Raw genomic sequence first — 11,240 nt, 5'->3', positions numbered from 1 at the left:
TTTATTTCTTGAGGCTTTTTTGTATTTATGGATTTCGCTTTAGGCTGAAGGCTGTAAGCTTAATGCATCTTCAAACTATGTTCTATGAAACAAGAAGCTTCCTTTCATCCAACAAGAAGCTTCTAATTAGTCAACGAGAAGCTTCTTCTTTATAAAAAGGAAGCTTCCTTTATAACTTACAACTCATAAATCGAAAAGCCCCTATTTCCCTCAAGTGGATATTTTAACTTCTACTTCTATTCCTGTAAGTCTTAAATCTTACGTCTTATAACTTATTACTCAAAACTCAGAACTTACAACCCGCGTTAGGGATAGTAGTGGAAATCCTTTTGTAGAAATTGGATTTTCCTGTAATCACTTCCAATTTTCTTCTACAAAAGATTGCAACGGATAGCCCGACCGAAGGGAACGCTATAATAATACGCATTTGAATGAAGAATTTTTATATATTTAGGTTTTAAAGTAAACAGGATATGAAACCATTTAATGTGCGTGTATATGCGTTATTGGAACACAAGGGAAAGGTATTGGTGATTCACGAGCCGTTTCAGGGAGAGTTAATTTATAAGTTTCCTGGCGGTGGATTGGAGTTTGGTGAAGGAACAAAAGATTGTATAAGGAGAGAGATAAAAGAGGAATTGAATTTGAAAGTAGAAGTTCATGAACATTTTTATACACAAGATTTTTTTGTGTTGAATGCTTTTGATCCGACAGAACAGGTTTTATTGATTTATTATAAAGCGACAATTACAGAGAAAGCATTGGATAAATTGAAAGTTTTGGATGCGGATATCAACGAATTGTTGTGGTTATCCAAAGAAGAATTGAATGTAGAGAAATTTACGTTAGACGCAGATAAAGTGGTAGTTGATTTGTATAAAAAAGAAAACTTCGAATCTTAAGACTCGAAGTTTATTATTTTTTGATCATCAAAATACTGTATAACGGCGTATTTCATTAACAAGGTTTGTTCATTTGTTTTGAGAGGTGGTAAATCTTCCAACAACTCAAAATGTGGCCAACCATCTGGATCTAATCCATCGAAACGATAAAAACCAAAAGGTTCTAACACGCGACAAACTGCAATGTGTAATAAATTGAGTTTATCATCTTTTTTGAATCGTTTTTTTCCTTGTCCTAATTCTTGAACACCGATCAAAAAAAGAATCGTATCTAAATCTGGTCTTTCACCGTCTGTGAAATTTTGTTGAAAGAATTCTTCAATCAGTTTCCACTTGTTGGTGTTTGATGATGATTCTTCTGTAATTTTTGATATATCCATTTAGAATTTACGTCCTTTGTGACGCATATGTGGGTTTTGTAATTGCGAATTACTTACGTTGAAACGTTTCATTTGATCATTCATCATTTTGATTTGATCTGTAAACATTCCTTTCGAATCGTTTTTCTTCGCTTCTTTAATGTAACCTTCCGCTTCTTTCTTTTTACCTTTTGACATTGCAGCTCCAGCCAAAGATAAATTAGCCATTGCTCTGTCATGATCAAACGATAAACCGTAGTTTAAGGCTTCTTTCATATATTTTTCTGAAACCCCTACATTGTCCTGCGCTTCAGTAATTCCCATCATGTAGTGGTAATATCCCATTTGTTTAGGAATTAATTCTGATGATGGATTTTTGATCTTTTGTAACCATTTTTTCGCTTTTGCCATATCCTCTTTACGTAAAAACCAGAAAGCTAACAAGATGTTTTCGTTTCTGAAATAGAATAAAATTGGAAATACAGTGACTAATAACGAAACAAATCCCCAACCGTATTCGCGAATGGTAAACAAAAAGATTGCTAAAACGATTAATACAGCGGCGATTACTAATTTAATGTATTTGTTCATCGATTATAAATATGATTTGATATTATCTGCAATTTCGATCATTTTCTCGGCAGATAATTGAAGTTTTGGATTTGAGAAATTGATATCTTGCATTGTATTTAGAGGAACCAAATGCACATGTACATGTGGTACCTCTAAACCAACAACAGCTACGCCAACGCGTAAACAAGGTATTGCTTTTTCTATAGCTTGTGCAATTTCGTAAGAAAAGTCCATTAAACCTAAATAGGTTTCTTTGTCTAAATCGAAGATTTTATCGACTTCTTTTTTCGGGATAACCAATACATGACCTTCTACCAAAGGAAAAGCGTCCAAAATAGCGATGTACTTATCGTTTTCGGCAATTTTGTATGATGGTATTTCTCCGTTTATAATTTTAGTGAAAATGCTTGCCATATGTTTTTAATTTTTGAAATCTTAGTCCAAAGATATTTCTAAAATTTCAAAATTTAAAGTCATTCCGTTAGGTAATGTAATTTCTGCAACTTCTCCAAGTGATTTTCCTAACAATCCTTTTGCGATTGGAGTATTCACAGAGATACGCATTTTAGCTAAATCAGCTTCAGATTCAGGTACCAAAGTGTACACTAATTCTTGTCCGTTCGCTGTATTTTTTATTTTAACTTTTGATAATATTGATACTTTAGAATGGTCTAATTTAGATTCATCAATTACGCGTGCATATGCTACAACTTCTTTCAATTTAGCAATTTGCATCTCTAACATTCCTTGAGCCTCTTTTGCAGCATCATATTCTGCATTTTCAGATAAATCTCCTTTATCACGCGCATCAGCAATTTGTTGCGAAATTTTTGGACGCTCAAAAGTTTCTAACTGATGAAGCTCTTCACGCAACTTTTCTAATCCCTCTTTCGTTACATATTGTATATTTGCCATAACAACAATGTTTAATTTTTTATTAAATAGATCTTATAAAATAAATAATCCTACACATATGTAATACTATGCGCAGGACTATTTAGTTATTGTACTACAAAGATAATAAAAAAAATACAGCAAATTAAAAATGAAACAATTTATTAAAACGATTCTAAATAAGGTTATTTTGGTTAGTGTTTTTGCTGGCTTATTTCAAGGCTGCAATTCAGATGATGGTACAGTAAGTTGTGTGCCAAATACAATTGTGAATGTATCAATCAATATCAATTTACCATTATATTCTAATCTTAATAATCCAGGAGGATGGGTATATGTTGAAGGAGCAACAGCAGGTTCTAGAGGTTTGATTGTGGTACGTACAGCTTCTAGTTTCAAAGCTTACGATCGCAATGCGCCGCATATTTGTCCTGGTGCAGAAACCACTCTGTATGTAAAGAATGACATCAGTATTGTGTGTGATGCAGATAATTCTGAATGGATTTTATTGACAGGACAACCTACAAAAGTAGCGAATAGAGCGCCAAGAACATACCAAGTGTATGTAAATGCAAATGGAACCCTTACAATAACAAATTAAATTTTTTATCTAAAGTTTTTTTAATTCACTCAAAAAATAATAATCTTTGCAGGCATCGAAATTATACTTCTTTATTATGCATGCATAAGTTTTTCGAATTGTTTTTGAATTAAATTATTTTTAAAAAAAGATAATTTCGTTGTAAAGATTACTCAAATCCATTATTTTTGGTAAATCAAAATTTTATCAATTAAAAAATATTAATAATGAGCATTATTTCGCATATCCATGCAAGACAAATTTTAGATTCTCGTGGTAACCCAACTGTAGAAGTAGACGTGTATACAGAATCAGGTGTTTTAGGTCGTGCAGCTGTTCCATCAGGAGCATCTACAGGAGAGTATGAAGCAGTAGAATTACGTGATGGTGGAGACTTGTACTTAGGTAAAGGAGTTTTGAAAGCTATCGAGAATGTAAATGAAGTGATTGCTCCAGAATTAATTGGTTTTTCTGTTTTTGAACAAAATTTAATCGATCAAGTAATGATTGATTTAGACGGAACTGAAAACAAAGCTAAATTGGGTGCTAATGCAATTTTGGGTGTTTCTTTGGCGGTTGCAAAAGCTGCAGCAGAAGAATTAGGTTTACCATTGTTTAGATACATCGGTGGAGTTAATGCAAACACATTACCAGTTCCAATGATGAATATCGTAAATGGAGGTTCTCACTCTGATGCGCCTATTGCGTTCCAAGAATTCATGATTATGCCAGTTCAGGCAGCATCTTTTTCTGACGCTTTACGCAAAGGAACAGAAGTTTTTCATGCATTAAAGAAAATTTTACACGACCGTGGTTTATCTACAGCAGTAGGTGACGAAGGTGGATTTGCACCAACTTTTGATGGCACAGAAGATGCTTTAGATACTGTAATTTCTGCAATAGAAAAAGCAGGTTACAAAGCAGGTGAAGAAATTATGATTGCATTAGATTGTGCATCATCAGAGTTTTATCACGATGGAAAATATGACTATACAAAATTTGAAGGAGAGAAAGGAGCTATCCGTACTTCTGCAGAGCAAGCAGCTTATTTAGCAGAATTGACAGAGAAATATCCAATTATTTCTATCGAAGATGGTATGGATGAAAACGATTGGGAAGGTTGGAAAATCTTAACAGATAAAATCGGTAAACGTGTTCAGATTGTTGGAGACGATTTATTGGTAACGAATGTAACTAAATTAGAAAAAGCAATTGATGTTGAAACAGCAAATTCTATCTTAGTAAAATTCAATCAAATTGGTACGTTAACAGAAACGATCAAAGCAGTACAAATGGCGCAAAATGCACGTTATACAGCAGTTATGTCTCACCGTTCTGGAGAAACAGAAGATGCTACAATTGCAGATTTAGCTGTTGCTTTGAACACAGGACAAATTAAAACTGGTTCTGCTTCTCGCTCTGATCGTATGGCGAAATACAACCAATTATTACGTATTGAAGAGATTCTTGGAGAAACTGCAATTTTTCCAGGGCTTAAGGCTTTTAAAGTTAAGCGATAAAATAATTTGAGACTGATATTTATCAGTCTCAAATTAATAAAAAAAGTGTAAATTACGCAATAAATAATATAAACTATAAAATGTCAGATAAGGTAATATTAAATTACAACGGAAATGAGTTGGAGCTACCTGTTACAACTGGTACAATGGATGAAAAATCTATTGATATTTCCAAGTTAAGAAGTGCTACTGGATTAATCACAATGGATCCAGGTTACAAAAATACAGGGGCATGCGAATCTAAAATTACATTTTTAGATGGTGAAGAAGGTAAGTTGATGTACCGTGGATATCCTATTGAACAATTAGCAGAGAAATCTTCTTTCGTAGAAGTAATGTATTTGTTAATCAAAGGAGAATTACCTACACAAGCTGAATTAGATAAATTTATCGCTGATATTAATGAGTATAACTATGTGTCAGAAGATTTAATCAAAATCTTAGATGCATTCCCAAGTTCTGCTCACCCAATGGGAGTATTAACATCTTTAACAGCTGCTTTATCAGCATTCAACCCAAAAGTTGTTGATGTTACTTCTCCAGATGATATGTACAAAGCGGCAGTTACTTTATTAGGTAAATTCCCAGTATTAGCGTCTTGGACACAAAGAAAAATTAAAGGATTACCAGTTAACTACTCTAACGATAAATTATCTTATGTAGAAAACTTTTATCAATTATTATTCAAAAAACCAGGTCAAGAATTAGACTTAGATCCAGTTATTATTGATGCAATTGACAAATTATTAATCTTACACGCAGATCATGAGCAAAACTGTTCTACATCAAGTGTACGTTTAGTAGGTTCTTCTCATGCAGGTTTATTTGCTTCTATCTCTGGAGGTATTTCTGCATTATGGGGACCATTACACGGAGGTGCTAACCAAGCAGTATTAGAAATGTTAGAAGCGATCAAAAATGATGGTGGAGATGTTGAAAAATACTTAGCTAAAGCAAAAGATAAAAACGATCCATTCCGTTTAATGGGATTCGGACACCGTGTTTATAAAAACTTTGACCCTCGTGCGAAAATCATCAAAGTAGCTGCGGATAACGTTTTAGAGAAATTAGGAATCAATGATCCTATTTTAGATATTGCGAAAAAATTAGAACAAGCTGCTTTAGAAGACGAGTATTTCAAATCAAGAAACTTATATCCAAACGTAGATTTCTATTCAGGAATTATCTACAAAGCGTTAGATATCCCAACTGAAATGTTTACAGTTATGTTTGCTGTTGGACGTCTACCAGGATGGATTGCACAATGGATGGAAATGCGCGAAACAAATCAACCAATTGGTCGCCCTCGTCAATTATACACAGGAGCACCATTACGTGATTACGTTGAAATTGAAAACAGATAAGAATTTTCTTATTTATCATATAATCCGAAAATCAAACTTTGATTTTCGGATTTTTTTTAACAATTAATTTTTAGAGATTGTTTGTTTAAAATATGTTAAAACCTTATTTTTAAGTAAATTAAATTTTGTAACCATGAAATTTGAGAAAATACATAATAAAGGTCAAGCGCAAATCTTCGAAAACAAATACCTCGAAATGTTGACAAAAGGTCATCCCGCAGTTATTTGGGGAATGTACATTCCTCTACTTTCCTATTGTATTTATTATGGAATTTCTAGTTACGATTTATCAGTCTTAACAGTTGTCAGTCTATTTTTTGGAGCGATGTTATTTTGGACCTTGTTCGAATATTTTGCGCATCGTTATCTTTTTCATTGGACAGCCGAACAACCAAGTCTAAAACGAATTGTTTACATTTTTCATGGAAATCATCATCATTATCCACGCGATAAACAACGTTTGTTTATGCCTCCAGTTCCAAGTATTCTTTTGGCGTCAATCATTTTCTTGATTCAATATTTAATTTTAGGGAAATACACCTTTGCTTTCTTTCCTGGTTTTATGATTGGCTATTTATTGTATGCGTCTATGCATTATTTGATTCATGCTGTTGCGCCGCCTTTCAAGTTTATGAAACCTCTTTGGCGCAATCATCATTTGCATCATTATAAAGACGAAGAATTAGGTTTTGGCGTTTCCAATACGTTTTGGGATCGTATTTTCGGAACAATGTTCGACCTAAAGAATGAAAAAGAAGACAAAGAAAAAGTAAAAGAATTGATGTTTGAGAAGAAAAGTTAATTTTTCGTATCTTCCGTCAAATTAATCACACATATAAAAATGAAAAAATATACTTTACTTGCAATTGGATTACTTGCTTTCAATCAAGCAAACGCGCAGTATTCTAAAGAAAATCAAAAGAAATATGTCGAAGAATTAGCCTCTGATGCTATGCAGGGTCGAAAATTTGGAACGCCCGAAAATCGATTGGCTGCTGAATTGATTGCTGAAAAATTCAAACAAAATAAATTAAAACCTTGTGTTGGTGATTCATATTTAATCGAATTTGAATATAAAGGCAAAACAGGACAAAATGTTTGCGGAATTAAAGAAGGTAAATCGTCTGATATTTACGCTGTAGGTGCGCATTTTGATCATGTTGGAACAGATGACAAAGGTGAGGATAAAATTTTTAATGGAGCAGATGATAATGCAAGTGGAACTTCGGCTGTAATGGCTTTGTCTGATTATTTCAAAAACAAAAAAGTTAAGCAAACTATGATGTTTATGGCTTTTGATGCTGAAGAAATTGGATTAATTGGCTCTAAAATGTTGGTAGAAAACACAGATTTTCAGTCTTATTTACCAAATATGAAAGTGATGTTGAATTTAGAAATGATTGGAACTGTTTCTGCTTTCGGTGAAGGAAAAGTATATATGACGGGTAGCGATCGTTCGGATTTGATGAATTTGATGAATAATAATTCTACTAAAACATTCAAAGTTGAAAACGACCCTTATTTGCAGCAACAATTATTTTATCGTTCGGATAATGTAAATTTTGTGAATCATAAAGTGGTATCGCATGCGCTTTCTTCTGTAAACATGGAGAATCAACATCATTATCATCAAAAAAACGATGAAGTTTCGGTGATTAATTTCGAAAATCTGTCAGAGATTACACAAGGAATTGGACATTCTTTATACGAAATGATGAAGAAAAATATTCAACCAAAATATAACAACTAATGGATAAAGCAATTAATATTGTTAGTATTGCAGTTATTGTAATTTTATTGTTAGCGTTTTTATCAGAAAAATTTTTCCCAATAAGAGGTCTTGAATTGTTTTATGAGAAAAAGTTTTATCTCGCAATTATCTATTTAATTTTAAGAGTTTCCAGAATTTATATTCTTAGAAAATCAAAATAAATTCTTAAATCCGTTCCAATTTCAGAACGGATTTTTTAGTACCTTTTATTTACTTAAAATAAATGTATGGAAGGTTATTTAGAAATTGTTTTGCGCTGTATTTCGGTGTATTTTTTTATGTTAATTGCACTTAGAATTTTTGGTAAACAGCAATTATCCCAATTAAATACGGCCGATGTAATCTTAATTTTATTAATTAGTAACGCTGTACAAAATGCAATGGTTGGTTCAGATTCGAGTTTGCAAGGAGGATTGATAGCAGCTTTTGTATTGTTTCTTTTAAATTTTATTGTTAAAAAAATAATGTTGAAAAATAAATTTTTAGGAAACTTAATTGAACAAAAATCTGAAATTTTAATCCGTAATGGAAAAGCTGATTTTACAATGTTGAGCAAATTGGGAATTAATTCGGAAGAATTGAATGAAGCAATGCGCGAACATGGGGTGGAACACATTAAAGATGTGAAATTGGCGATGATGGAGATTGATGGAAATATCTCAATAGTGACAACGGATAAAAATAAATTTAAGGAAACGCATTATAAACGCAAGCATAATCACAAAAATTTGCAAGGAACTAATTAACAGAATATGGAAAATAATTTAGTAAACGGGATTATCAAACAATTCCAGTATTATAAACATTTGGGTGAAAAAACATTTTCGCAATTAACGGATGAAGAATTGTTTTGGCAATACAATGAAAACTCAAATAGCATTGCGATTATCGTGAATCATCTTTCAGGAAATATGTTGTCGCGTTGGACTGATTTTTTGACAACAGATGGTGAAAAAGAGCGGCGAAATCGTGATGAAGAATTTGAAGATACAATCAAAACTAAAGAACAACTTTTAGATAAATGGGAGAAAGGTTGGAAGTGTTTGTTTGATGCTTTAGCACAAATCAAAACCGACGAAGATTTACAGCAAATTATTTATATCCGAAATGAAGAACATACAGTAATAGAAGCGATTAATCGTCAATTGGCGCATCATCCGTATCATGTTGGTCAAATTGTTTTTATAGGAAAATTAATAAAGGACAATGAATGGAATTCACTTTCGATTCCAAAAAATAAATCATCGGATTATAATCAAACAAAATTTTCTTCCGATATAAAAACTCAACATTTTACAGATGAGTTTTTGAAATAAATTTTAGTTAAAGTGTTTTTAATTGAATTATTTATCTTAACTTACATAAGAAACTTAGGTATATGAAAGATGTTCAATTTTATAAAGGAACTCTGCAACCGATTATTTTAAAACTATTACAAGATCATAAAAGAATGTATGGTTATGAAATCATTCAAAAAATTAGAATTTTAACGCAAGATGAATTTGAGTTAAAAGAGGGTGCATTGTATCCTATTTTACATAAGCTGGAAGCTGAGAATATAATTGAAGTGGAAGCTGAGCGAGTAGAAGGTCGAATAAGAAAATATTATAAGTTGACTGAGTTTGGAACTAAAGAATCTGTAAAAAGAATTCAATTGTTAACAGAAACAATGCTACAAATCCAAAAATTATTGAACCCTAAATTGATTTAATCATGAGAAAAATTTCTGCTTTTGAAGTTCAAAAATTAATCGATTTTACGCGTCAGCATTATGTTGAGTATTATGATTTGCAATTGGAATTAGCCGATCATTTGGCTTGTGGAATTGAAGAACAATGGGAAACAAATGAAACTATAACTTTTGAAGATGCTTTACAAAATGAATTTAAGAAGTTTGGAATATTTGGTTTTTCTGAAATTGTAGATAAAAGAAGGTTTGCGCTTCAAAAAAAATACAATAATTTAATTTGGAAAGTGATGAAAAGTCATTTACTTACTTTTCAGTATTTTATTTTTGTTATGAGTGGAATATTATTGTTTAATTTGATAGCTTTTAAATATAGTAAAATTGCTATTTTAAGTACGATTGTTTTATTTTTTGGATTATTTATTTATCGATATATAAGGTTACAAAAAAAATATCGTCAAAAATTAAGTGTGAAAAATAGAAAACTGATTTTACAAGAGCTTATTTTTAAAAATCTTTATATCATCTCGTTTGCATTTTCTTTGTTTAATCTAAGTTTGCAGGTTTTGATTCATCTTGATAATAACCAAATTATTTTAAATATTGTATTTTCGATTATATTTAGTTTTATCTTTTTACTTTTTTATGTAACCTGTTATTTTTTACCGAATAAAGAAGAAGAAATACTTAATGAATTTTATCCTGAATATCAGTTAATAAAATAAAAAAAGCTCCATTCGGAGCTTTTAGTTTATGCTTGACTTTCGTCTTTTTGTAATAATAATTTATAAATTAATCCACCTACAATTGCTCCAGCGATTGGTGCTACCCAGAATAACCATAATTGCGTTAAAGGTTCGCCGCCTACAAAAATAGCTTGTGATGTAGAACGGGCAGGATTTACAGATGTGTTAGTGATTGGAATAGAAATTAAATGAATTAATGTTAAAGCCAAACCAATTGCAATTCCAGCAAATTTTCCGTTTGCAAATTTATCTGTAGCACCTAAAATAACAATTAAGAAGAAGGCTGTTAAGACAAATTCAATTAGAAAAGCAGATAACATGCTATAACCATGTGGAGAAAAGGCTCCATATCCATTGGAAGCGAATGCACCAGCTTTGGTATTGTCAATTGCAAAATCTGAGTTTCCAGATGAGATTAAGTATAATACACCAGCTGCAGCAATTGCTCCGAGTACTTGTGAAATAATATAAGGAATAAGTTGTTTTCCATCAAATCGTCCTCCAGCAAATAATCCGAAAGAGACAGCAGGGTTGAAATGTCCTCCAGAAATATGACCAACTGCATAAGCCATTGTTAATACAGTAAGACCAAATGCTAATGCAACACCAGCGTAACCAATTCCTAATTCGGGAATACCAGCTGCAAAGATTGCACTACCACAACCTCCGAAAACTAACCAAAAAGTACCGAAAAACTCGGCAGCATAATTTTTCATAAATGTTTTAATATTAAAAGTTTAGTTAGAATGAATTTTAAAAAAAAATTAAGAAATACAAACATTTTAAACATTTAAATTATTTCAATAAAAAAAATCGCTCCGATTTCTCAGAGCGATTTGTATTT

16 protein-coding genes are annotated in these 11,240 nt (G+C 31.8%); 11 read left to right on the top strand and 5 right to left on the bottom strand.

The annotated features are described in order from the left end of the window. Positions 1 to 473: 473 nt before the first annotated feature. Positions 474 to 902 (top strand): NUDIX domain-containing protein, encoded by a 429-nt coding sequence (locus B3792_RS09080; RefSeq protein ID WP_280037508.1) that lies wholly within the window; start codon positions 474 to 476, stop codon positions 900 to 902. On the opposite strand, the gene B3792_RS09075 is transcribed toward B3792_RS09080, so the two are convergent. From B3792_RS09075 to greA, 4 genes are read right to left on the bottom strand one after another with little or no spacing between them, the layout of a single operon-like run. After that, complete coding sequence (locus B3792_RS09075) at positions 899 to 1,282, bottom strand: hypothetical protein (protein WP_219035367.1); 384 nt, start codon at positions 1,280 to 1,282, stop codon at positions 899 to 901. The genes B3792_RS09080 and B3792_RS09075 overlap by 4 nt on opposite strands. Then, entirely contained in the window at positions 1,283 to 1,852 is a 570-nt protein-coding gene (locus tag B3792_RS09070) for a tetratricopeptide repeat protein (protein WP_219035368.1), read from the bottom strand. A 3-nt stretch (positions 1,853 to 1,855) separates the two neighbouring features. Then, positions 1,856 to 2,248: an HIT family protein gene (locus B3792_RS09065; protein ID WP_114999218.1), complete on the bottom strand. Its 393-nt coding sequence runs from the start codon at positions 2,246 to 2,248 to the stop codon at positions 1,856 to 1,858. A 21-nt stretch (positions 2,249 to 2,269) separates the two neighbouring features. Continuing rightward, a complete protein-coding gene (greA, locus tag B3792_RS09060; RefSeq protein WP_019976987.1) occupies positions 2,270 to 2,749 on the bottom strand; it encodes a transcription elongation factor GreA in 480 nt (159 codons plus the stop codon). A gap of 130 nt (positions 2,750 to 2,879) precedes the next feature. Between greA and B3792_RS09055 the strand changes: the two genes are divergently transcribed. The 10 genes from B3792_RS09055 to B3792_RS09010 all read left to right on the top strand — a co-directional run bounded on the left by B3792_RS09055 (position 2,880) and on the right by B3792_RS09010 (position 10,375). Next, entirely contained in the window at positions 2,880 to 3,329 is a 450-nt protein-coding gene (locus B3792_RS09055) for a hypothetical protein (protein WP_221856625.1), read from the top strand. 206 nt (positions 3,330 to 3,535) lie between these two features. Then, positions 3,536 to 4,828 carry a phosphopyruvate hydratase gene (eno, locus tag B3792_RS09050; protein ID WP_280063426.1) on the top strand — a complete coding sequence of 431 codons (1,293 nt, stop codon included), beginning with the start codon at positions 3,536 to 3,538 and terminating at the stop codon, positions 4,826 to 4,828. Between the two features lie 80 nt (positions 4,829 to 4,908). Then, positions 4,909 to 6,192 carry a citrate synthase gene (locus B3792_RS09045; RefSeq protein WP_125350643.1) on the top strand — a complete coding sequence of 428 codons (1,284 nt, stop codon included), beginning with the start codon at positions 4,909 to 4,911 and terminating at the stop codon, positions 6,190 to 6,192. Positions 6,193 to 6,325: 133 nt separating this feature from the next. Next, positions 6,326 to 6,994: a sterol desaturase family protein gene (locus tag B3792_RS09040; RefSeq protein WP_221856622.1), complete on the top strand. Its 669-nt coding sequence runs from the start codon at positions 6,326 to 6,328 to the stop codon at positions 6,992 to 6,994. Positions 6,995 to 7,033: 39 nt separating this feature from the next. Then, on the top strand, positions 7,034 to 7,942 hold the full coding sequence (locus B3792_RS09035) for a M28 family metallopeptidase (RefSeq protein ID WP_219035372.1): 909 nt from the start codon (positions 7,034 to 7,036) through the stop codon (positions 7,940 to 7,942). Next, entirely contained in the window at positions 7,942 to 8,124 is a 183-nt protein-coding gene (locus B3792_RS09030) for a hypothetical protein (protein WP_125350646.1), read from the top strand. The genes B3792_RS09035 and B3792_RS09030 overlap by 1 nt, the downstream gene beginning before the upstream one ends. Positions 8,125 to 8,190: 66 nt before the next feature. Continuing rightward, on the top strand, positions 8,191 to 8,709 hold the full coding sequence (locus tag B3792_RS09025) for a DUF421 domain-containing protein (protein ID WP_221856620.1): 519 nt from the start codon (positions 8,191 to 8,193) through the stop codon (positions 8,707 to 8,709). Positions 8,710 to 8,715: 6 nt separating this feature from the next. Further along, positions 8,716 to 9,279, top strand: coding sequence for a DUF1572 family protein (locus B3792_RS09020; RefSeq protein WP_221856618.1), 564 nt, complete (start codon positions 8,716 to 8,718; stop codon positions 9,277 to 9,279). Positions 9,280 to 9,341: 62 nt separating this feature from the next. Beyond that, a complete protein-coding gene (locus B3792_RS09015) occupies positions 9,342 to 9,674 on the top strand; it encodes a PadR family transcriptional regulator (RefSeq protein ID WP_125350649.1) in 333 nt (110 codons plus the stop codon). 2 nt (positions 9,675 to 9,676) lie between these two features. Further along, the gene (locus tag B3792_RS09010) at positions 9,677 to 10,375 is read left to right on the top strand and encodes a hypothetical protein (RefSeq protein ID WP_125350650.1); all 699 of its coding nucleotides are present in this window, start codon (positions 9,677 to 9,679) and stop codon (positions 10,373 to 10,375) included. Between the two features lie 26 nt (positions 10,376 to 10,401). On the opposite strand, the gene aqpZ is transcribed toward B3792_RS09010, so the two are convergent. After that, a complete protein-coding gene (gene aqpZ, locus B3792_RS09005; protein WP_125350651.1) occupies positions 10,402 to 11,112 on the bottom strand; it encodes an aquaporin Z in 711 nt (236 codons plus the stop codon). Positions 11,113 to 11,240: the final 128 nt, after the last annotated feature.

The sequence above is a fragment of the Empedobacter sp. UBA5924 genome, from assembly GCF_002431085.1.
Lineage (GTDB): Bacteria > Bacteroidota > Bacteroidia > Flavobacteriales > Weeksellaceae > Empedobacter > Empedobacter falsenii_B.
The sequence above is the reverse complement of the archived record's forward strand: the minus strand, read 5'-3'. Positions and strand labels throughout refer to the sequence as shown.